Origin of the sequence: Fibrobacter sp. UWOV1 (genome assembly GCF_900142495.1) — a bacterium.
GTDB lineage: Bacteria > Fibrobacterota > Fibrobacteria > Fibrobacterales > Fibrobacteraceae > Fibrobacter.
The window spans coordinates 1-22,318 of sequence record NZ_FRBA01000002.1; the positions used below are offsets into that span (position 1 = coordinate 1).

Sequence of the window (22,318 nt, forward strand, 5' to 3'; positions counted from 1 at the left end):
TCATACCCGTTCCCTTTCCGAACACGGAAGTCAAGCCCCTCATCGCCGATGGTACCTGGCCCACGGGCCCGGGAGAGTAGGTCGCCGCTGGATTCACGCCCCCTACGAGGTAAACCTCGCAGGGGGCTTTTTTTATGCCACCGGTTTTTTAATCAAAAAAAATGGAAAATCAATCGATTTCCCATTTTTATAAAATATATTCTTTTAAATATATCAATTGATTTTTTTCAAAGAATCTACTGATGTATTTTCCTTCAGAATATCTGCAAGAGTACGAAGTATGGTGTCAAGAAAATCATAGAATTCTTTTTGTTCTTTCTTAGGCTTGCGCTTAAAATTAAAGCCAACATAAAATTCCTTTACAGCATTATCCAAATCATTCGTTGCTATCTGAATAAACATAACTCGTGTATATCCTTTACGAGATTTCATAGCATTAAAAGTCGAATAGAAATCGTTGCTTAATAGTTCTCGAGCTGAAACAATAGTATCATCTTCGTCGATTAATTTAAAAGAAACTAGTTGGGTATAATTCCAAAAAACAAATTCACTTTGGGTTGTTTTCCCGTTATAATCAAGTACTCCAAACCGCTTGTTTTCTTCGTCAATTAAAAGAATTTGAGAGTCATCTGCTTTGAAATAATTAATTAATTCAAATTGTTTGCTTATTTTAAAACCTGTATTAGTTACTTTTTCTATCGAAGCTGAAATTCTATTATTTCGTTTATTATTTGATATCCAGAAATTTCCTATTAATATGATGGCAAAAATCAATATGGCATAAACCATATAAACGTGATTGGAAAAAAAGAGAATTGCTATAACGATTGTGATGAAGATAATTTCTTTTGCGCAAACTTTCAAAAAATTCCACAATGCAAGTAATTCACTGTCATTGTCTTTAATTTTCATATTAGGCCCCTTTTTTGCTGAATTCCATAAATTTTTTCATAAAATAATAATTCTTCTCCCTTTTTATTGTGCTTTACACAACGTTTTTCTGCCGAAAAGCTCATAATTATTCCGATTTAGAATAAGGAATATATTTTATAGATGGGTTGTTTGCGATTATCAAAGGAGTCGCGTTTATGAAGTATTGGGTTTGGGTACTCTATACCATTTTATTCATGTTTGTATCGGCGAATGCGGCGCTTACGCTGCATATTCAGTCTCCTTGGCGTGATGATGCTTCCAAGGCCGATTATTTCTTGCATGTTCTTGGGGGTGCTGGTGGCGGTTATAACCCCTCGTTTGGTGCAGGTTCCACGACAATCATGACTGACGAAGGTGACGGCTGGTTCAGCTACACCTGGAACAAGAATGTGTCCGATTTTCAGGACTGGGAATCCTTTACGGTAAGCATTTATCCGAATACAGCCGACAACAACTACAATAACAATAATGGCGAGCAGTGGAAGGCCGGTGGCGAATTCAATTCGGTACCGATGTAGAAGTCTGGCTTTATACTGATCTGTCCGACAAGAGCTATACCAAATCTTTTGTGGCTCCGGGTTCCAAGATGGTGTGGTTCAAGAGCCCGTGGGGTAATCATGCGCTTCCGCAGATGATTTTCGGGACCGATTCTGTGATGATGCGCTATGCAGTCGATGACAAGTCGAACTGCGGTTGGTTCTATGGTGCGATTTCGCCGGCGATGATTGCTCGCAATCCCGTGCAGTCTGCGCACTTTATTCGTTTGAATACGCCTTACATGGCATACCCCGCGCAGGGTGTAGTTGAACTTGGCAATTACTTTGCCGTCATGGATACCGTTTTTGTGGATGGTACGGTTGCAAATTCTGAAGTAGGCGACAAGCTCGGTTCGCTTGGCGAATGTTTTGATTCTACCCGCGTGCTGCACATTTACCATCCGTGGCGTACGAATTCCACGTTCAAGGACAGCACGATTTTTATTACGGTTGGCAACAATATTATCAATAATCCTGTTGCAACCGAAAAGGATGCGTACCCGTACTGGTACCATTATGATTTTGCGCCTGCAACGGTGAATTCGGCGAACTGGAATTCTACGATGGCCCAGTTTAACATTTACCGCCGTCAGAATGAATGGCCTCAGGTCACTTATTTTGCCGAAGACAAGCGTCCGCTTGCATCTAAGCTGTTCCCGACGGGTGTCTACGAGACTTGGCTGTTTACCAATAGCAATGGAGAGCTCGATCTTTCGTTCAGCCCGCTGGAACCGAAGACGATTCGCTTGATGAGCCCGTGGGACAACATGTCTCCTTCGATGATTGTGGCCGGCGAATTGGTGCGCATGGGCCCGATTTCGGCAAGTCCGTTTGATTCGACCCAGAGCGATACTTGCGGCTGGTACCAGGGCACGTATTACAAGCATACCGATGATTGGAGTGTGCAGTTCAGGCAGTCCTTCGGTACGGATTTCTATAGCCTTGAGGGCCTGATGGGCGAAGGCAAGGAAGCCGGTACTCCGATTTCTCTCGATTCCATGGTCGCGCTTTATGACACGGTGTGGGTTTACCCCTACCCGCTTTCGAGCAGTACGCCCAAATTCAGCGAAACATTCCCAGGTCGCCTGGGGATTTGCCCGACCATGAAGATTTCGGCGATGATTCTTGACTGGGCGGGCGAATCGTATGCTGATGCAATCGATATTGACTTTGGCGGAATTTACGGCGGTAACGAATATACGACGGTTGTCCATAATGGTTCTGAATACAAGACTTGCGGCGGTCATGTGCTTGGCATGGTGCAGGACACCTTGAGTGAACTCGGGCTCCCGCTGCGTGTGGATTCGCTTGCTTTCCCGTGGGAACAGTGCTCTGCAGGCCGCGAAATCGACAAGTGGTTTATTCCCGAGGTCCTGGCGACCGATCCTGCTACTGGGCGCGAATACACGAATGCGACCTGCCGCGATATCGACTTGGTGCTCGATGCCGAAGGATTCTGGCTGGCCGATGTGACGGAATCTCCGAACGGCTGTAACGACCCCGTGAATCCGGGATTCTACCCGATTGATGACTTCCAGTATCTTGATTCGGCAAAGACTATCAAGAACCCGAAATACGACTGGGATATTCAGGGTTGCAAGCACAACTACAGTTTCTCGATGAAGATCAATGCGCAGTTCAAGTACGTGAAGGGACAGTTCTTCGAATTCCGCGGCGATGACGATGTGTGGGTGTTTATCAATAACCGACTGGTCGTCGACATTGGCGGCTGCCACAGCCCGGTGGAAGGAGCTGTCGACCTCGATACGCTTGGCCTTACCGAAGGCAAGGAATATCCGTTCCAGATTTTCTTCTCGGAACGTAACGCCACGGGTTCTAACTTCAAGATGCGCACTTCGATTAACTTGCAGACGCAAAAGACGTATTTCCCGGTCGAGAAACAGAATTCGAAGGGTGTTATCGAATACGAACTATTGCAGTTGCTTGTCGATGAATCCCTGAGCTGCGACGTGTCGAGTGTGTCCAAGATCGATACGACTTACGCGCAGTCCGTGTTCCGCCTGGTTGGTGGCGGACTCCCTGCCGACGGAGAGCTGCTAGAACCGGGCCTGAATTACGGTGGTATTTTCATTAGCGAAAACATGGCGGGTTTCACGATTGATACTTCGGCCTTCGTGAATTCGCGCACGCTTAGCCCGGGTCAGTATGTGCTGATTTGCTACTTGGCCGCAGATGAAAGCCAGTATCAGATGATTCCGTTTACGGTGCCTGAATACCCGCTTCCGGACATTGCGTTTGTCGATGTGTTCCATGTGACCGATTCATTGGTGTTTGACCCGAAGGGCTATACGCTGCGTGGCGATGTACTTGGGCTCGATGGCGGCAAGAACGACACATTGCTTGCGCATGTGACTTACCCGGATACGGTGCCGTTAAAAGTGGTGCTGTTGTATGGTTCGACGCCGTGTGGCAACATGCTTGCAAGCTCGAATGTCAATTGCTTGGCCACATTGAATTTGAAGACGAAGTATCCGCTCAGTTTCTTGGATGCCGACAACCAGCGAGTCACTTCGATTACGACCGATTCTACGGGGTATGCAAGTTTCTATGTAGTGGGTGATTCTGCAACAGTCGATGCCTTCTTTACCATTGAAGGCGAAGGCGTTGCAAACAAGATTCACTGGACTGATATTCATTTCAAGGAACCGCCTGTACCGTTTGCGGTAAAGGCTGCCATGTTCGATGTGAATGGCGACGGCATTCCGGATAGTCTTTCGGTTCCGTTCAGCAAGGCGTTTGACAAGGTCGTGCCCGATACGGTTTCGTGGGCGTTTGGCGGTACGCAATTCCATACGATAGCGGGTCAAGAAAATATCTGGCCGCTGGTAGAACAGGAATCGATTATCACCTTGTTCAATCCGGAAGGGCTTCGCGAAGATGTATTCACGGGTTTATCTGACCAAGTTTATTCGGGCTCGCTCTTGTACCACTACACTTATACCGACGAAGATTCTTTCGAAGAAGTCAAGCTTTCGATGAACACCTTGGTCGAGGACCATGTGGCTCCGATTATTCTGAGTGCATCGGTCGAGCCGAAATCCGAAGACGTGAGCGTGGTGACTATCAATTTGAGCGAAGGCTCGAACATCAAGGCGCTTGATGCGAAGAACGCCTTCGTGTTCTACCGCGATTCTGCAGTCTTTATGGATTCGCTCAATATCGTGAGCTGCGACAAGAATGCACAGGGCAATGTGTTCAGATTGTACTTCCAGCGTACAGCGCAGATGGCGCTTCCGGAAGTGGGCGATTACGTAAGGCTGTTGCCGGGCGAACTCAAGGACCGCAGCGAAAATGCGGCCCACGTGAACAACCCGAAGGTCCGTATTGTTGGCGACCAGAGAACCGATGTCAAGGCCCCTGGCGTGGTGACGATTTCGGGCGATGCCGAAGAATGGCCCTACAGTGAACCGGTCGTTCCTGTGGTGGTGCCGATGAACAAAACGGTCAAGGAAATCATCGACAGCATCGGTAAGCCGGGCTTGTTGCTGAGCTTTAACCTGGGTGAACTCGCCACTTCGGCAATCATGAACTTGCCGAGCGGGGCCAACAAGGATTCCGCCCTTGCGCTGATCAAGATTAACTGGGAAAACTACTACTACTCGCACTTGGGTAGCTTTGTGAACAAGGCCGGCGGAAGCATTGCCTGTAACGATGCGACCGTGTTCTACAATGCCGCAGACCCGAGCAAATCGAACTGTTACGACAATCCGGGCAACCTGTTCTTCGAATGGGGCGCTCGTAGCGACAAGGGCCGCCTCGTAGGCACGGGTGCCTACATTTCCAAGATGAAGGTAAAAATCAAGAGTGGAAAAGAACAGGCCGGCAGTAGCGACAACACCTTCGTGATCGGCATTCGCCGCAGCAAGAATTAATTCTTGCTGGCGGAGTTGTACAGCTCAAGCGTTTCCTTGAGCTTGGTGGCAACGCCGTTGATGGTGTTGAAAATATCGCTCAGGTCTGCCTGAATCTTGTCGAAGATTTCGAGATTGCAGAACAGGTCATTTCGGAAAGTCTTGTTCGACTGGTAAAGGTCGCGCAGCGAGCGCAGTATCTTTGCCTGCTGTTCCATTTGCGTCTGCGCTTCTTTTTGGCAAGCCTCAAGCTCAATGCGTTTTTTCTTGGCGACTTCAGGGTCGTTTTCGCGAAGAATGTACGTCGGAAGGGTTGCGAAATCTTCGAACTTGGCCGGCGCGGAATTCTCGTTTCTGGAATTGTTGTTACGAAGGCCCACGCTCTTGACGGTGGAATTGATGGAGATTGTGCAACTCGACGTTCCGTGGAAGTTGCAGCGCACGTTCTTTTCGATTTTGCGAAGTTCGTTGTACGGGTTGAAATCTTCGACGGTTTCTACATAATGCAACGGAACGTAGAGCGGAGTCTGTTCGCCTGCCACCGTAATGCGGTAACTGATGCAGGGCTCGCCGTTGAACTCCTTCGTTTCGTACAAATTATTTGAACTGTTCAGCATGCCCTTGACTTTGCGGTAAAGGGTGTCTGCATCGTAAGTCGTGGCGATGACGTTTGCAAGGTCTTTGAGGATTACGCTCTTGACAATATCGATAAAGCTTTCCACGATGGAGTTGTTCGATGTAGAACGGCCCCAAATCGGAGTGCCGAGGAAGAGCGTGTCAGAGAATGTCGTTTGGTTGCGCCCGTTAAAGAAGGCGATGGTGCGCGCGATATTGGCAAGCGAGAGCCACTTGCTGATAGGTACGTAGATGGCGTTTTGAATGCAGAGGTCCGAGAGCTTCCCGATGATTGCCATGGTTTCGGTGGAAAGGGCGATCTTCTGGATTTCATCTGCCCACGTTGTTTTTTCTTCTTCAGAAATGGTGTATTCTTCGGGAGCCTTGAAGTCTTCGCTTAAGCTGTAGTTTTGCAACAGCATGCACAGGGATTCCGAAGAAAGATTGTCGGGCATACAAATGGTCAGCGTGATTTCGTCGACGATGTCGGCGCGGCCCATGGCGTTTTCGGGGCGAACGTCGCTGCTGAGAATCAGCGTGGTGTGCTTGCGCTTTTGCAAGGCGTTGCGTACGCATTCCTTGGTGGCGTCGTCAATCGGATTGAACCCCTTGAACAGGATTACGTCATAGTCATCGATAGAGCCGGGGATTTCTTGCGGGCGGCTGCCCATTTCGATAAAGCGGGGCTTTTTGAATGCCGCAAGCAAGCGGTTGATCATGAAATTCTTGCCCGAACCAGTGCGACCGTACAGGTAAAAAGGCTCGTCATTGATGGCGGCCAGGAATGCCAACTGGAGTCTGTCTTGTCTTTCAGGAAATTCCTGACAAAGGGCCTGCATCAAGTTCTGGATACGGTTTGTGAGCGTCATGATTTCTTCCTTCTTTCTCCGAAATATAAAAACTGGGAAAGAATTATGAAAGGGGTAGGCGCGCTTAGAACAGATTTTGGGCGATTTCGGTTGAAATTTCTGTTGTCTGCGATGCAACGAAAATCTGCGATTTTTCGTTTTTTTGTATGAATTCGGCGGGTAGCCTGGCAGCATCTTTTTCTGAAATCACGAAAGTTTCTTGCGGACGGTTTTGAATGATTTTTTCAAATTGGGCCGCAAATGCTTTGCTGTGATCCTTGAAAAAGAACTTGTGGCCGATTTCGATTCCGAAATCTTGAAGGTCGCTGCAGAACCGCTCGGGATTTCCGAGGCCGCACACGATGTTTGCTTTAGCGTTTTTCTTGACAAATTCTTTGCCCGAATAAAAATGCAATACTTTATCTATAACGAATCGTACGGCCGGATTTCCGCCTTCACACCTCAGTATGCGGACCATAGGAGAACTCTTGTCGTGGTCTAGATCGTGGTCTTTCGCGAGACTGCGCATGCCCCCGCAGGGCCAGAGTTCCGAAATTTTTGTTGGGATGCTTTCCCACTGCAAGAGGATGGTGGTTGCTCCGACTAAACGGCTGTCTTCGAATCCGTCGTCGCAGACGATACAATCGAACTTGCACGACTTGTCGAGTTCGTGGGCCAGGCGGTAACGGTTGCGGGTCGCAAAAACCTGGACGCTTTCGTTGCCTGCAAATTTCTGACGAAGCATTTTGATTTCGTCGAAGGCGTATTCGTGGGCGAGGAGTGCTACCGTCTTGCCTTGTGCAGCCAAGTGCTTACAAAGCCAGATGCAGAAAGGCGTCTTTCCGGCACCACCGGTGCGAAAGCTTCCGACGACGATTAGCTTGGAATGTTCTAGAGGTGCGCCCGGCCGAAGGCGGAGCGCGTGATGCAGCAAGTATGCGGCACGATAGCAGAGAGCTAGAATATAGCGGAGCATAGAAGTTAAAACAGATTCTACAATTTGAAATGTGTAATGTGGAATGAGGGTTGTTTCATTTCACATCTCACTTTCTTAACCGCTGTCTACTTTCTATTACAAGCAGTTTCTCTTTTGCTGTAGATAGAGGTCTGCGAGTACAAGGGCTGCCATGCTTTCGACGATTACCGGTGCACGGACTGCAACGCACGGGTCGTGGCGACCGCGGGCGGCAAGCGTTCCGTTTTCACCACCGCGACCAGCAGTCTTCTGTTCCTGCGAAATGGTGGCGGTGGGCTTGAATGCCATGCGGCAGTAAATGGGCTCGCCGTTGCTGATTCCGCCGAGGGAACCGCCTGCATTGTTGGTGCGGGTGTGGTAGGCGTGGCCATCAAAGTAAAGTTCGTCGTTGTGCTTGCTGCCGTGCATGCGAGCCGAGGCGAAGCCGCTTCCGATTTCAAAACCCTTGCAGGCGGGAATCGACAGCATTGCCTGGGCGAGCAACGCGTCCAGGCGGTCGAACACCGGTTCGCCCAGCGCCACCGGCGGATTCTTGACCAGGAGGCATACGGTGCCGCCAATGCTGTCTCCGTTTGCGCGGGCATCGAGTACGGCTTGTTCCATCTTGGCGCTGGCTTCCTTGTCGGGGCAGCGCACAGGAGATTCTTCAATCTGTTCGAGCGTGAGGCTGTTCAGGTCCAGCGGGCCGCAATCGACTTCGCCAATGGAATTCACCCAGGCGATGATTTCGGTGCCGTTGATCTGCTTCAAGAGTTTCTTGGCGACTGCACCTGCGGCAACGCGTCCGATGGTTTCGCGGGCAGAGCTGCGTCCACCGCCGCGGTAGTCCCTGAACCCGTACTTAAGGTCGTAGCACAGGTCGGCGTGGCCCGGACGGTACCACTTTTGGATTTCGGCGTAGTCGTGGCTGCGCTGGTCTTCGTTAAAGACGGCGAATGAAATCGGGGTTCCGGTGGTTTTTCCTTCGAAGACTCCCGAAAGGATTTTTACCTGGTCCTTTTCGTCGCGGGCGGTGGTCATTTTGCCCTGCCCGGGGCGGCGGCGGTTGAGTTCCGCCTGGACTTCTTCTTCGGTGATTTCGAGACCTGCAGGGCAGCCATCCAGGACCGAACCTACGGCCGGACCATGGGATTCGCCCCAGGTAGTAACGCTAAAAATTTTGCCAAATGTGCTTGCCATGAGTCAAAATATAGATAATCGGCGTTTTTTCTAAGAAAATATCAGATAAGGACTTACCAACATGGCAAAGTTTACTATCTTTTACAAAGATTCTAGGAGAATCCTGTGAAACACTTTGGATTTATTATAACGATTTTGACCCTGCTGCTTTCTCTGGAAGCGGCCGCCCAGCGTTATAATGACTTTGCGGGTATTCCCTTCGGTGCCACCCGTGAGACCGTTATCGAAGAGGTGATGAAGCTCGGTTACGAGCCGTATGGTCAAAGTGGCGAAGGCGAACGTGTCGTCATTCCCGTATTCATGTTCGGTGAACTGCCGGTCCAGGTTGACTTTATTTTTAACAAGAATGACAAGTTCTATTCTTTTGAAATTCGCACCGGTCGTGTCGAACGCGCCCGTCTGAACAAGTCTTTTGAAGCGGTAGCTTATATGTCCGAACAGTTTACGCTCAAGTACGGCAAGCCCTCGGGCAACCCGGCTATCGACGAAACTTCGGCCCTCAAGGAAAGCATTTTGAACCTGTACCAGCAGTGGTTCTCCCAAAAGGTTCTGAATATTTACACTGGACTGGTCCAGAAGGACGGCCGTTACTTTGCTGTAGGTGCCGTGACGCACCGCAAGCTTGCAACCGAAAAGAATTCGAGCGCAAGCCGCTCCGCAGAACGCGCCACTTCCAACAAGCCTGTATTCTAGTTTATTTGAAATTAGTTCAGATAGAAAAAGCCGACGAATTTCGCCGGCTTTAAAATTTTGTGTTTGAGAGCCTGTTAGGCCTTGAGTTTGTCCAGGGCCTCGTTCGGGCCAATCACGAATAGCACGTCGTTTTCCTTGAGCACGTAGTCGGCGATGTTACCGATTTTGGGGGTGGGTTCCAGCGGGTCGCGGATAGCGATCACCTGGATGCCGTACTTGTGGGTGAGCGAGAGGTCCTTGAGCGTCTTGCCGAGGAAGGCGTCGGGGCAGGCGATTTCGACGATGGAGAAGCCTTCCATGAACGGCAGGTAGTCGAGCATGTTCGGGCGGTTGAGACGCTCGGCCAAGGAAATGGCCATGTCGCGTTCCGGGTGGAAGATGTCCGCCACGCCGAGCTTTTCGAGGATAATCGTGTGTGCCGGGCTACTGGATTTGGCAATAATGTGCTTGACGCCCAGTTCCTTGAGATTCAGGACCGTGAGAAGCGATGCCTGCAGGTCTTCGCCGATACAGCAGATGACGCTGTCCACCTTGGAAAGCGGGAGCGACTGGAGCTGTTTTTTGCGGGTACCGTCGGCAACGACTGCCTGGGCCACCTGGTTCGAAATATCCTGGATTTTTTCGGGACTTGGGTCTACGACCATCACGTCGTGTCCGAGTGCGGTCAAATGGCGGGCCAAAAAGTAGCCCGTGTTACCCAGTCCGATTACTACAAATTGTTTAGAAGCCATAGGTTAAATTTAGAACTTAGAACTTAGAGCTTAGAACTTAGAGCCTAAAAAAAGTATGAAATGAACTGCTTATCGTGTTTTTATCTAAGTTCTACCGACTAAGCTCTGCCAACTGCGCCGTAGGCGCCTTAGCCCACCATGATGTCTTCTTCGGCATACCACATGCCCTGCTCCTGCTTTTTAGCCACTGCAGAAATCAGGAACAGCGGACCCATGCGGCCGACAAACATCACTGTACAGATCACAATTCGGCCAGGAATCGAAAGATCCGGGGTGAGCCCCATGGAAAGGCCGCAGGTGCTGTAGGCGCTTGCCACTTCGAAGAATACCTTGAGGAACGAAACCTGTTCGATGGAGTTGCCGGCGGCCTCGGTTTCGAGCAGTACGAGCGTTGCCACCACCACGACCACGATTGCCACCACGAAGATTCGCACGGCCTTATCGACCGTGGTTTCGGGAATGGTGCGACCCAGAATCTGGGTCTTGTTGCGGCCCAGCAGGCGGTTGAACCCTAGCAAGAAAATCACGGCGGTCGTAGTCGTCTTGATACCGCCGCCGCAGCTACCGGGGTTTGCACCGATGAGCATGATGATTACGAAGAAGAACAACGAGCCCACGCTCAGGGCCGAGGTGTCGATGTTGTTGAGACCTGCGGTACGGCTGGTGAATGCCATGAAGGCGCTGGATTCCAGCTTTTCTCCGAAGTTCAGACCTGCAAAAGTATTGCTCCATTCGCTGAACATGAAGAAGGCGATACTCACGAGAACGATAATCAGGGTAAAGCCAGTGGCAATGTGGGTATGCAGCGACACCTTGCGGATAGCGCGCTTCTTGAAGTCGAACAGGTAACGGATTTCGGTAATGGCCAAGAAACCGAAACCGCCGGCGAGCGCAAGCACGCAGGTCGTGATGTTCATGAGTGGGTTCAGCTGGAAACGTACCAGAGAATCGGGGAACAAGGTGAAGCCCACGTTACAGAAGGAGCTGACCGCCTGGAACAGACTGCAGAATATGCGGTCGTAAAGTTCCATGCCGCTGAACTGCGTAAAGTAGATGACGGCGCCGATGGCTTCGAGCCCGAAGGTAAAGGGGAGCACAGCCTTTAGGATTCGGCCGGCATCGACGTTACCTTCCTGCGTGTAGTTGGCAAGGAGGGCCGACTGGTGGTTGAATCCCGGGTGCATGCCGGCAAGGAGGATGATCACGGTAGAAATCGTCATGATTCCAAGACCGCCCGCCTGCATGAGAATGACTAGAACCCAGTTGCCAAAAGTGGTAAAGCTTGCACTGATATCGATGGTAGAAAGACCCGTAACGCACACGGCAGACATGGCCGTAAAGAAGGCGTCGAGAACGCCTACCGGTTCACGCTGCGCAAACGGAAGCGACAACAGGAGTGCTCCCAAAGAAACCAGCGCGAGGTAGCCGGACACAATCATCAAAATCGGGTTGCCCGACTTTTTCTTGACTTCGGCCTTCTTTTCCACGAAGTCAAACGCTTCGTACCTTGAACGTAACATGGGCCACAATATAGAAATTAATCCCTATCTTGCCTAGGTTTGGGCGGTTTTCTACATTTGGCCGCGTATGAAGAATTTACGTGCCATTTTGATGCCGATTGCGATTTTGCTCGGGATTCTGCTCCCGCAGGCGCACGTGCTTTCGCCCCTGATGCCTTTTTTGATCGGTACCATGATGTTTTTGACGTTTGTGACTAAAATTCCGCCGCAAACGCATGGCTACACGTTCAAGATTGAAATTCGCGCCTTGGTGGTGAGCCTGATTCTGGTCGCCGCTATCGCGGGCATCGTAAAGCTTTTCGACCTCCCGCGCGAAGTGCTTTTGGGTGGCGCCATCATTGCACTTTGCCCGCCTGCAAACGCTGCCCCTGCCATGGCCAAGATGCTCGGCGGTTCGGCCTCGCTTGCGTTAAAGATTTTCTTGAGCGGGAACCTGATTGCCTGCTTTTCGATTCCCATTGTGTTCGGTTACCTGACCGGCACCGATGCGGGCCTCTCTGAAATCGCGATGAAGATTTTCAATACGATTCAGCCCATCATCAGCATTCCGCTTGCGTTTGCGCTTGGCCTGCGGGCATTTTACCCGGAACTTGCCGACCGTGCCGCCAAATACCAAAAGTACACCATGTTCGTGTGGACCTTCTCGGTGTTCGTGATTTTGGCGAAAGCAAGCTACGACATTCGCGAAATGGGATTCTCTGATTTGTGGAATAGCGGAAAGCTCCCCATGATGGCGGGAATTTCGCTGATTCTTTGCATTCTGTTGTACGCCCTCGGTTGGTATGTCGAAAGGAACCGTCGCCCCATCGAAAGTGCGCAGAGCATGGGCCAAAAGAACACTACGCTCGTCATTTGGATTGCCACTTTGTATGCGGGCCCCGTGGTGGCACTTGCCCCGACTTGCTACGTGGTGTGGCAGAACCTGGTGCTCAGTTATCTGAGCGCAAGGATTAAGCCGAAAAAAGAATAATTATATTTCTCATTGCGCAAGCGCATCGCGACAATCCAAAAGTGGGGGCGTAATGAATCATGCAGAACTTGTTAAGCGCCTGTTGGCGGAACAGGATTTAAAGTACCGCGACTTTCATGCGTCGCTGTTGCCGAACATCGACAAGAAATCGATTATCGGCGTGCGTGTGCCCACGATGCGAAAGATTGCGAAGGAGTTTGTGGATTCAGCGGTGAAGGGGGCTGCGAAGGACTCCACGAAGGCCGCAAAAATCATGCCGAAGGATGTTGCGAACTTTTTAGACAAGTTGCCGCACAAGTATTTCGAAGAAAACCAGGTGCACCTTTTTGCGGTGGAACGCATCAAGGATTTTGACGAATGCATGCGCCGCATTGAGCAGTTCTTGCCTTACATTGATAACTGGGCCGTATGCGACGGCAAATCTCCGAAGGCTTTGCTTAAAGACGAAACGCAATTCTTGGAACGCATTCAGGCATGGCTTAAGTCGAATCACCCGTACACGGTGCGTTTCGGCGTGAACATGCTCATGAATTATTTCTTGGACGAGCGCTTCAGCAAGGAACATTTGAAACTTGTTGCCGCCATCGATGAAAATCGTTTCGACGACGATTCGACAGGCGCTGCGCTGGCTTCTGTAAATGCCGCCCGTCCCACCGACCGTTACTACGTGCAAATGGTTATCGCTTGGTACATGGCAACCGCCCTCGCCAAGCAATGGGACGCAACTTTCCCCTACATCAAAGGCCGCAAACTTTCGCCCTGGATTCACGCAAAATCCATCCAAAAAGCCTGCGAAAGCTACCGCATCACGCAGGAGCAAAAATAAACCCTGCGTGGGCTGAAATAAAAATCGCGTGTAAAACAGTAATTCAAGAGTACCAACAATGAAAAAAATAAAAATCATATCGGCCATTATTTTATTTCTAGTGGCATTGGTTTATTTCCTTTTTTTCCATCCTGTAACTTCGATGTATACATATGTATTCGAAACGAAGATTTCAAATAAAATTAACCGATATGATTATACAGATTTAGTTCATCATTATGGTTTTGCTTTAGATACTGCTTACGTAACAGAGGTAGGTTACTACTTTCTCGGAACTAGTGTTGATAACTACTTTTTTTTCTTGTGGTTTATAAAAAAGCCTGTTGTTGATCAAGAGTATACATTTAACCGATATGATTTGAGTAAATTCTCTGTTCTGTTAAACGACTCAATTAATGACAGGCATATTTATGCTTATTATTCATCAGATCTTATTGAGTATCCGGTGATTGTATATTGCAAAAACATTGTGATGGAAATATATCCAATGCACAGAATTGATTTGCCCAAAGCCTGGCGAAGGATACAGGAATTTATCCCCAAATGTCGGGCTGATGGAAACTTAGACTCCGACTATAATATACCATTGAAAAATGGAGAAGTTATCCCTAAATCAGAAGTTACGGGAATTCTTCATTTGGACTAATTAGGAATATATTAGGGAATTTTTGTGTTCCCGATAAAAAAGCCCCAAAAAGTCCACATTTGACATTTAGTCATTTTGGGGGTATATTTAGGGGTATGATGGGTATTGGTAAAGATTTTAAAGTCTCGGGCGTGGCCCTTGCCGCGTTCTGTTTAGCAGGTTTATTTGTCCCTGCGCATGCACAGACTAAGGTCGTTGTGGACCCCGGCAAAAAGTACCAGGTTTTCGAGGGCTGGGGCACGAGCCTCTGCTGGTGGGCCGTGAAGGCGGGTGCCTGGAGCGAGGCGAACCGCAGCAAGCTTCTGGGTGCGATTGCCGACCCCGATACGGGTCTCGGTTATACGATTTTCCGCTACAATATTGGCGGCGGCGACCAGCCAGGCCATAATCACCTAACGAAGGGCGACGGCGGCGCGAACGTTCCCGGCTACAAGCCCACGGAAAAGGGCGATTTCGACTGGACGGCCGACCCTTACCAGCGCACAATCGCGATTGAACTTTCCAAGCGCGTAAAGGACCCGATTTTCGAGGCGTTCAGCAATTCGCCCCCGTGGTGGATGACCAAGAGCGGCTGCGTTTCGGGCTCTAGCGACGGTAGCGACAACCTCAAGGAAGATTATTTCGACGACTTCGCGGACTACCTCTCCGAAGTGGCGTTGCATTTCAAGACGGAATGGGGAATCACGTTCCGTACGGTGGAACCGTTCAACGAGCCGAGTGCCGGCTGGTGGAAGTCCAATGGCGGGCAGGAAGGTTGCGGCTTCAAGAACAACCAGACGAAGATGATTGTGGAACTCGGCAAGGCGCTTCAGAAGAAGGGCCTGTTCCCCGAGACTTCGGTGAGTGCCGCCGACGAGACGAACATTGGCGATGCCTTGAACCAGTTCAACAAGTACAGTTCCGAAGCGCTTTCTTACATGTTCCAGGTGAACACACACAGCTATTCCGGCGGCGACAACCGCGCCAAACTTTTCAATGCGGCGTTCGCGAAAGACAAGAAGGTGTGGCAGTCCGAAACGGGCCCGCTTCACAAGAGCGGCGACGAGAACATTGCGCTCTGGATGGCGGGCGTGATTCTTGCAGACCTGCGCGACATGAAGGCGAGCGCCTGGGTGGACTGGCAGATTGGCGACCCGGCCGAGAACTGGCGGAGTCTCGCGCTGAACCACAGCAAGCAGACATTCAGCCCGAACGCGCGCTACTACATGCACGCCGCATTCAGCCGCTACATCCGTCCGGGTTCGCGCATTATCGATAGCGACAACGGCAACACGCTCGCGGCGCTCACGCCCGAGGGTGCGCTGGTGCTTATCGTGCGCAATAGCGGTTCTAGCGACGTGAAGTACAGCTTCGACCTGGGTGAATTCGTGAAGATTGGCACGAGCGCGAAGGTGGTGCGGTTCGAACTGCCCGGCAGCCTCACCAAGCAATCCGATATCGTGATTTCGGGCAAGGCGCTTTCGATGACCGCGAAGTCCAACACGATTACCACGATGGTGATCGAAGGCGCCGAAGGTGGCGCATGCAAGCCGGATACCATAATACCGTATGTAAAAATCCACGATGGCGGCTGGAACGAGACGACCGACGTGAAGCTGAACAAGGGCGATTCGCTTTCGATTGGCCCGCACCCGTGGGAAGGCGGTCGCTGGGTGTGGAGTGGTCCGGCGGAATTCAAGTCGACAAGTCGTGAAATCCGCTTCAAGAACATGGACGGCACCATGAGCGGCTACTACAAGGCGGTCCACACGAACGCCTCGGGCTGCGAAGGCTCCGTGACCTTCAAGGTGGTGGTGGACGACCCGGACCACCCCTTCGTGGAACCGGATACCACCAAACAGGATTCGACTGATGAAGATTCTACGACAGCCATTGGTCAGCGCGGCATTGTCGGAATGCTACAGCCGTTGAATGCGGGCGAATCTATCCAGGTCTTTGATATGCAGGGCCGATTCTTGGGGCATTCTTTAAAGCAGGCTCCGGGAACTTACCTTGTCCGACAGGGTAAAAACTTGCGTCAGGTACGAATCAAGTAGGTTTGACCGATTATTTTGTAAAATATTACAAAAAGCTTACCAAACAAGCGTGAATTTTGCTATCCTTTATTCATGCTTTTACAAACAACTGCTCAAAAAATCGTTTTTTCTGTCCTTGCTGTGTTCCTCCTCATTACGGCCGGCAAGGATTGGTTTGACTTTTATTCCTGCGGCGCGGTAAGCCAATGCCTGTCGGATTCTGGCACCCTGCAGCTTTACACCAAGTCGGTCATGACAACCATGCTGACGATTCTTGCCTTTATCACGGCATCGAGCGCATTCTCTGGCCGCGATGGCAAGCTGCTGCGTGCGGCGTTCGTGTTCTCGCTGTTGGCGGACTACAGCTTTAGCCTGATTAAGGCTTTTGCTCCTGATGCAGGAACCATAAGCACCGTTCTCGGTATCACCTTCTTCATGGTGTTCCAGACCATCTTGATTTACAGGCATTCCCGCAAGTCCGAAGCAGACAAGAGCCTCCCCAAGATTTACTGGTTGTTAGCCGTGGCTGTTATCGCAGGCATCGCCCTGATCGCTACCGGCACATTGGGCCTTACGGTGGCTGTTGTCGTGGTTTATGGCATATTTGTGATTACCTCTGTCGTAATGGGTATGCTTGCTCCGCGCAAAGGGTATTTCCCGGCAGTGAATGCAAAGTTTATCTGCTGGGGCATGGTCGCCTTCTTCTTCGGTGATGTGTGCGTCGGTCTTTCGATGGTCACGGGTGACGACCACAGCGCACTGCAGTCGGTTGCCGAAATTGCGAACAATATTATCTGGTGGCTGTACGTGCCGGCGCAGCTCATGCTGATTCGTGCAACGGTCAAGCCGCAGGCATAAGCCTACAGGTACTCAACTAAAAAGCACCCTTTATAGGGTGTTTTTTGTGGGAAAACTTTTTCAGGGTACAAAAAAGGCATCCCTCACGGTGGAACACTCGAAGCTACTCACTTAAAAATGATAGCAGTGCCTCGGGGCTTTGTTTTTCGCGTCGATGCGCGCCTAAACTGAACACCAAGAGCGACGAGCTTTAAAAATACTGTTAGATCGGGCGTTAATCCGTGGGATGCCTTATCCGTAATATAGACAACTTGAAGGGCAAAAGCAAGCAAAAAAACGAAAATTATTTTTTTGTCCTTTTAAAATAAACGATAAGTAAAGAATTCTTATCCTTGCTTGGCGAAATTAGTTCATAAAGGTCGTTTTTATACAAACGAGCCTTAGTCCACTTTGGAATATTCAGCCTTCTGAGTCTTTGTTGTCATCTAAACCGGATGGTCTGATAAAATCTGCACAATATTTTGCGACTTGGTCGCGCAAGTTGTTGCCGCGGACCTTTCCGAGCAGGATTTCGATGTCTTCGATGGGGGCTGCCATGAACGCTTCGGCGCTCCTGTATTTGCTCAAAATCTTGACGCGGGTTTCGTGACCCACACCTGGCATCTTGAGCCATTCGACTTCCAGGTCTTTTTTGCGCTTGCTGCGCTGGTAGGTAATGGCGAATCGGTGCGCTTCGTCGCGGGCGTTCTGCAAAAGCTTTAGTGCCGGACTTGTACGGTGCAGCACGATGCTTTTGCGGTCGTCGGGGAATACGATTTCTTCGAGGCGCTTGGCAAGTCCGATGAGCGGTAAATCCTGGTCGTGGCCGAGTTCCTTTAGAATCTGCATGGTGGCGTCTACTTGGCCTTTACCGCCGTCGCATACCCACAGGTCGGGCATGGGAACGCCCTCGTTTTCGAGCCTGCGAATGCGGCGGGTCATCACTTCGCGCATGCTGGCGAAGTCGTCGACGCCTTCTACCGTTTTAATGATAAACTTGCGGTAGTTCGCCTTGTCGGGCCGCCCGTTCTTGAACGCCACGAGGCTTGCGACGGTATTTGTGCCCGAAAGGTGAGAAATGTCGACGCACTCGATGCGGAACGGAGTCTTTTTAAGCCCGAGAACCTTTTGCAATTCAAAGACGCTCTGGTCGATTTCGCTGTACTTTTGCACTTCGGCGCGCATTTCAACGAGAATCATATCGGCGTTCGCGCCTGCAAGCTTCAGGAATCCGAGTTTTTCGCCGCGCTGGGGGCTTGAAAAACGCACCTTTCTTCCGGCTTTTTCCGAAAGTGCCTGTTCCAGAATCTCGCGGTCTTCCGGGAGCACGATGTCGGTTGCGATTTCGGCAGGGATCAGGGGCGCCTCCATGTACCACGGGAGCACCATCTGCCGGAATATTTCGGTCTCGTCGTCTTCGAGCTTGCATTCGAGCCGGTAATGCCTGCGCCCCATGAGCACGCCCTTGCGGTATTCCAAAATCACGGCCGCGGCCATGTCGCCGTTGCGGCGGAGCGTTACCACGTCGAGCGACAAGTTCGGGTCGGTGGTGTCGGTTTTCTGGTGTGTGCCGGAAGCTTGCAACGCCTGAATCGCATCGCGCTTTTTCATGGCGGTTTCAAAATCCAGATTGGCGCTCGCCTCTTCCATTTCACGCTGCCATTTGTCGATCAAGTCGTCGCGCTTGCCTTCAAGCATCAGGCGCGTGCTTTCTACATCTTTGGCGTATTCCTCTTGCGTAATGAGCCCGGCACAAGGAGCGCTGCAACGACCGATGTGGTAGTTGAGGCAGGGGCGCACGGGGTGCTTGGCCGGCAGTTCCATGGAGCATTCGCGAATCTTGAACAGCCTTGCCGAAATGTCGATCAGCTTGTCGATATAGCGCGAACTCATGTACGGGCCATAATACTGTCGGCCGTCTTTTTTGACCGAGCGTGAAAGCGCTAGCCGCGGGAAGGGCTCCTTGACCGAGAACGCGAGGTACGGAAAGTGCTTGTCGTCTTTCAAAAGCACGTTGTACTTGGGCGTGTGCTTGCGGATCAGGTTTGCTTCGAGAATCAGTGCCTCTTGCTCGCTTTCGGTAATGATCCATTCGATGTCGCGAATGTAGGGGAGCATCAGCGTTGCCGCGCGGTGTCCGTTGTGCTCGGAACCGTCGAAGTAGCTGCGCACGCGGTTCTTTAGAACTTTAGCCTTTCCGATGTAAATGATTTTCCCCTGGGCGTTCTTCATGATGTAAACGCCCGGTCGGTCCGGCAATTCCGTCAGTCGCCGCTGTATATGTTCATTTACAGAAATCATTTGGTTTTTATGAAAAAATTTAGTTATCTTAATAATGTTAAAGTTCTAAAACTCATTAGACGGAGCAGAAATGAATTTAGAAAAAATGAGTGTTTTATCTCAAAAAATCGAGGGTGTGCTGGGCACGGTCCGTACCCTCAAAGAAGAAAACGCCAAAATCAAACGCGAATTGTCGCAGGCTGTGGCCATGGCGCAGGACAAGACCCTGTTGCTTGAATCGGCCAAGCACGACCTGGCAGACTGCAAGGCCGCCCTTGACGCCCGCGCCAACCAGGCAAATGCACAGCAAGAAATGCTGAACCAGAAAGATGCCGAAATTGCAAAATTTGTCGACCGGGTTACGGTATTCGGGCAGCAGCTTGTCGAAAAAGACGGTTGCATTGAAAGTCTGAACGACAAGATTCGCGAACTGACTGAAAAGTCCGACTTGCTGACCGGCCAGGTGAACGAAAAGGCGGAACTCCTGGGCGCCCTCAATACCCAGGTGGCCGAAAAGGATGCGACTATCGCAAGCCTCATGGAACAGCTTTCCGAAAAGAATGCTCTTGTAGACAGCCTGAACGAACAGCTACAGGCCCAGAACGACGAAATTGCCGAAGCCCAGGAAAAGTTCAACCAGTTGGTAGCGACTATCGAAAACGAACTGGGTACAGACATTTCTATCGATCAGGATGAATCGGCCGAACAGCCCGCAGAAGAATCTGCTGAAGAAGTTGCAGAAGAAGCCCCGGAAGAACCTGCTGAAGAATCCACGGAACAGGGCGAAGCTGCAGACGACTTGGTACTTGAAGAAGTGCCCGCCGAAGAACCCGCAGAAGAAACGGCACAGGAACCCGAAGACGATGTTCCGACTATCGAAGTTCATGGGGCCGATGAAAAGGACAATGATCTGTTCGCGAGCAAGCAGGAGGGCTCGCAGACAAGTTTTTTCGGATAAGGATGCTGATGGACGATGATCCATTCGGCGTAGGGATTAAATAATGGCTAGTATCGAACCTTTGAAATCGGTAACCATTTCCGTTGCCCAGGAGTCCATTCAGATTCGCACCGACTTACCCGATGCGGAACTGAATGACATTGTGGAAAGCATCAACCAGCGTTTTGAACGCTCGGCGAAATTCCAGATGGACAATCGAAAGCGCATGGCGTTGCTTGCCGTGGAGCTTATGTCCGAAATCATGGAACTCCGCAAGCAGCTGGGTCGCGCGAAAAACTACTACGACCAGATGGAAAAGGAAGTCCAGAACCTTACGCTCCTTTTGGACGAAGGCGTGGACAATATCGATCAGCTATAACAAGTCTTACAGATAAAAAGAAACCCGAGCGTGCGCCCGGGTTTTTGTTGTTAAAGGTTCAGTTTTATTCGATGTCGGCGCCTTCGACGCAGCGCACGTTGTAGGCTCGCGGGCCTTCGCTGGACTGGAAAGCCTTTTCCACCTCGTCGCCGGAATAGGCCTTGATTCTCCAAGAGGTGTTGCTACCGTTTTGGATAATCCAGATGTAGCCTTGTCCGTCGTTCAGGCCGAATTCCGAGACCTTGCCCTCTTCGTCGAGCTTGAATCTTCCGCCAATGACCCACCAGCTATCGGGCTGGGCTGCGGCTGCGGCGGTGACTTCGTCTGCGGTCGGGAGACGCCAGCCCATGGGGCAGACTCTCTGTGCAACGCCGTAAGTGTAGTACACGCTCTTGTTCTTGGCGCATACGTCGTTGCCTTCCTTGTCTTCGCAGAAGCTTCCGTTTTCGGTCTTGTACCTCAGGTTTTCGGCCATCCAGCGGACGCCAGCGACTGTTTCCAGTTTATAGGATTGGCTGTCGCGCATATCCGTCATGGTGTTGCCGCTGATGGTCGGCGGAACCTTTGCTTCTTCGGACATGCCGATGTCGATGCTGATGGCAGACGACGAGGACTGGAGATCCGGGTTGGAAGTCATTCCGGCATACTTGGTTTCGCACTCCTGGCTCCAGCAGAAAACGCCACTGCTGTAGTTCGGGGTTTCGATCTTGCTCAAGTCAATGTCTTGCTTGACGATGGAATCACGGGTAATCGTTACCGGGCTGGGTTTTCCATCGCTGGACGACGGAGTCGGGTTCGAATTGCCATTAATAGAGGAAGAGCTTGTTGCAGGAGCATCCGTTAATGATGAAGAAGATGACGCGACCGGAGATTCTTTTGCGGAAGAAATAGCAGGTTCTTCAGCAATAGGTCCGTTCGGGGTCAGGATATCATTGTCGGAACACCCCCAGAATAAGCACACCACACCCACACATCCCAAAAATGTAGTGATCTTTTTCATGCCAGTAAATATAGTTTACATTTTGGGACTTAACGAGAAAAAAGAAATTTACTATGTTTGAACTCACTATGTCGAACGTTGAAATCTTTGATACTACTTTTGCGATGACCATTCTCGTGGTCCTTGCACTCGTTGTTCCCACTGCCCTTTTGGTGGCAAACTGGTTCCTGCACCCTGGGAAAATCAAGGGGACCTCGATCAAAGGTACGTCCTACGAATGCGGTGTCGCGCATGTTTCCGGTACTTCGGGCGAACGATATCCCGTAAAGTATTACATGGTCGCCATGTTGTTCCTGGTCTTTGACCTCGAAGTGGCGTTCCTCTACCCCTGGACCGTCCAGTTCCTCAAGGGCGGCTGGGACTTGTTGTTCGTGTTGCTCGGATTTCTCGTGATTCTTGAAGCAGGCTATATCTACCTGGTCAAGAAGGGAATCCTCAACTGGACTCGAATCCAAGACTAAGATTCGAGAAAGAGTATTCTATCTCAACTAAACGAGCGCGGTCCCATGGGGCCGCGCTTGTTTT

Annotated in this window: 19 protein-coding genes and 1 rRNA gene; 12 read left to right on the forward strand and 8 right to left on the reverse strand. The window is 50.7% G+C overall.

Translation table 11 applies throughout. The features are described 5' to 3' along the window. Positions 1-93 (forward strand): 5S ribosomal RNA (gene rrf / locus BUC02_RS03835); the annotation flags it as partial. A gap of 120 nt (positions 94-213) precedes the next feature. Here rrf and BUC02_RS03840 read toward each other — a convergent pair. Then, on the reverse strand, positions 214-912 hold the full coding sequence (locus BUC02_RS03840; protein WP_073318969.1) for a hypothetical protein: 699 nt from the start codon (positions 910-912) through the stop codon (positions 214-216). Between the two features lie 176 nt (positions 913-1,088). Here BUC02_RS03840 and BUC02_RS16535 point away from each other — a divergent pair, with 176 nt between their 5' ends. Both BUC02_RS16535 and BUC02_RS03845 read left to right on the forward strand, forming a co-directional pair. After that, the gene (locus tag BUC02_RS16535; protein ID WP_254794083.1) at positions 1,089-1,451 is read left to right on the forward strand and encodes a hypothetical protein; all 363 of its coding nucleotides are present in this window, start codon (positions 1,089-1,091) and stop codon (positions 1,449-1,451) included. Further along, positions 1,412-5,362, forward strand: a complete 3,951-nt coding sequence (locus BUC02_RS03845) for a fibro-slime domain-containing protein (protein ID WP_254794085.1) — start codon at positions 1,412-1,414, stop codon at positions 5,360-5,362. The genes BUC02_RS16535 and BUC02_RS03845 overlap by 40 nt, the downstream gene beginning before the upstream one ends. On the opposite strand, the gene BUC02_RS03850 is transcribed toward BUC02_RS03845, so the two are convergent. From BUC02_RS03850 to aroC, 3 genes are all read right to left on the reverse strand, one after another. Then, positions 5,359-6,825 carry a hypothetical protein gene (locus BUC02_RS03850; protein ID WP_073318972.1) on the reverse strand — a complete coding sequence of 489 codons (1,467 nt, stop codon included), beginning with the start codon at positions 6,823-6,825 and terminating at the stop codon, positions 5,359-5,361. The two genes, BUC02_RS03845 and BUC02_RS03850, sit on opposite strands and share 4 nt — an antisense overlap. Positions 6,826-6,889: 64 nt before the next feature. Continuing rightward, the gene (locus BUC02_RS03855; RefSeq protein WP_073318975.1) at positions 6,890-7,780 is read right to left on the reverse strand and encodes a tetraacyldisaccharide 4'-kinase; all 891 of its coding nucleotides are present in this window, start codon (positions 7,778-7,780) and stop codon (positions 6,890-6,892) included. A gap of 96 nt (positions 7,781-7,876) precedes the next feature. Beyond that, positions 7,877-8,959, reverse strand: a complete 1,083-nt coding sequence (gene aroC, locus BUC02_RS03860) for a chorismate synthase (RefSeq protein ID WP_073318978.1) — start codon at positions 8,957-8,959, stop codon at positions 7,877-7,879. Positions 8,960-9,064: 105 nt separating this feature from the next. Between aroC and BUC02_RS03865 the strand changes: the two genes are divergently transcribed. Beyond that, positions 9,065-9,652 carry a hypothetical protein gene (locus tag BUC02_RS03865; RefSeq protein WP_073318982.1) on the forward strand — a complete coding sequence of 196 codons (588 nt, stop codon included), beginning with the start codon at positions 9,065-9,067 and terminating at the stop codon, positions 9,650-9,652. A 74-nt stretch (positions 9,653-9,726) separates the two neighbouring features. Here BUC02_RS03865 and BUC02_RS03870 read toward each other — a convergent pair whose 3' ends face one another. Together BUC02_RS03870 and BUC02_RS03875 are read right to left on the reverse strand one after the other, a co-directional pair. After that, the gene (locus BUC02_RS03870) at positions 9,727-10,383 is read right to left on the reverse strand and encodes a potassium channel family protein (protein WP_073058332.1); all 657 of its coding nucleotides are present in this window, start codon (positions 10,381-10,383) and stop codon (positions 9,727-9,729) included. Positions 10,384-10,511: 128 nt separating this feature from the next. Next, positions 10,512-11,903, reverse strand: coding sequence for a TrkH family potassium uptake protein (locus tag BUC02_RS03875; RefSeq protein WP_073318985.1), 1,392 nt, complete (start codon positions 11,901-11,903; stop codon positions 10,512-10,514). Positions 11,904-11,970: 67 nt separating this feature from the next. On the opposite strand from BUC02_RS03875, the gene BUC02_RS03880 reads away from it, so the two are divergent. The 5 genes from BUC02_RS03880 to BUC02_RS03900 all read left to right on the forward strand — a co-directional run bounded on the left by BUC02_RS03880 (position 11,971) and on the right by BUC02_RS03900 (position 17,218). Next, a complete protein-coding gene (locus BUC02_RS03880; RefSeq protein ID WP_139261012.1) occupies positions 11,971-12,873 on the forward strand; it encodes a bile acid:sodium symporter family protein in 903 nt (300 codons plus the stop codon). A gap of 52 nt (positions 12,874-12,925) precedes the next feature. Then, complete coding sequence (locus tag BUC02_RS03885; RefSeq protein WP_073318991.1) at positions 12,926-13,699, forward strand: DNA alkylation repair protein; 774 nt, start codon at positions 12,926-12,928, stop codon at positions 13,697-13,699. A gap of 58 nt (positions 13,700-13,757) precedes the next feature. Further along, a complete protein-coding gene (locus BUC02_RS03890) occupies positions 13,758-14,345 on the forward strand; it encodes a hypothetical protein (protein ID WP_073318994.1) in 588 nt (195 codons plus the stop codon). A 95-nt stretch (positions 14,346-14,440) separates the two neighbouring features. After that, complete coding sequence (locus tag BUC02_RS03895) at positions 14,441-16,381, forward strand: glycoside hydrolase family 30 protein (RefSeq protein WP_073318997.1); 1,941 nt, start codon at positions 14,441-14,443, stop codon at positions 16,379-16,381. A 72-nt stretch (positions 16,382-16,453) separates the two neighbouring features. Next, entirely contained in the window at positions 16,454-17,218 is a 765-nt protein-coding gene (locus BUC02_RS03900) for a hypothetical protein (RefSeq protein WP_073319000.1), read from the forward strand. A 399-nt stretch (positions 17,219-17,617) separates the two neighbouring features. Here the strand turns inward: BUC02_RS03900 and uvrC are convergent, their stop codons facing one another. Then, positions 17,618-19,498: an excinuclease ABC subunit UvrC gene (gene uvrC / locus BUC02_RS03905; protein ID WP_073319003.1), complete on the reverse strand. Its 1,881-nt coding sequence runs from the start codon at positions 19,496-19,498 to the stop codon at positions 17,618-17,620. Between the two features lie 70 nt (positions 19,499-19,568). Between uvrC and BUC02_RS03910 the strand changes: the two genes are divergently transcribed. Together BUC02_RS03910 and BUC02_RS03915 are read left to right on the forward strand one after the other, a co-directional pair. Next, positions 19,569-20,435 (forward strand): coiled-coil domain-containing protein, encoded by an 867-nt coding sequence (locus BUC02_RS03910; protein WP_073319006.1) that lies wholly within the window; start codon positions 19,569-19,571, stop codon positions 20,433-20,435. 43 nt (positions 20,436-20,478) lie between these two features. Continuing rightward, a complete protein-coding gene (locus BUC02_RS03915) occupies positions 20,479-20,793 on the forward strand; it encodes a hypothetical protein (RefSeq protein ID WP_073319009.1) in 315 nt (104 codons plus the stop codon). 64 nt (positions 20,794-20,857) lie between these two features. Here the strand turns inward: BUC02_RS03915 and BUC02_RS03920 are convergent, their stop codons facing one another. Continuing rightward, positions 20,858-21,793, reverse strand: a complete 936-nt coding sequence (locus BUC02_RS03920) for an FISUMP domain-containing protein (RefSeq protein WP_073319013.1) — start codon at positions 21,791-21,793, stop codon at positions 20,858-20,860. Positions 21,794-21,846: 53 nt separating this feature from the next. Between BUC02_RS03920 and BUC02_RS03925 the strand changes: the two genes are divergently transcribed. After that, the gene (locus BUC02_RS03925; RefSeq protein ID WP_249268965.1) at positions 21,847-22,254 is read left to right on the forward strand and encodes an NADH-quinone oxidoreductase subunit A; all 408 of its coding nucleotides are present in this window, start codon (positions 21,847-21,849) and stop codon (positions 22,252-22,254) included. The last annotated feature ends 64 nt before the right edge of the window (positions 22,255-22,318 follow it).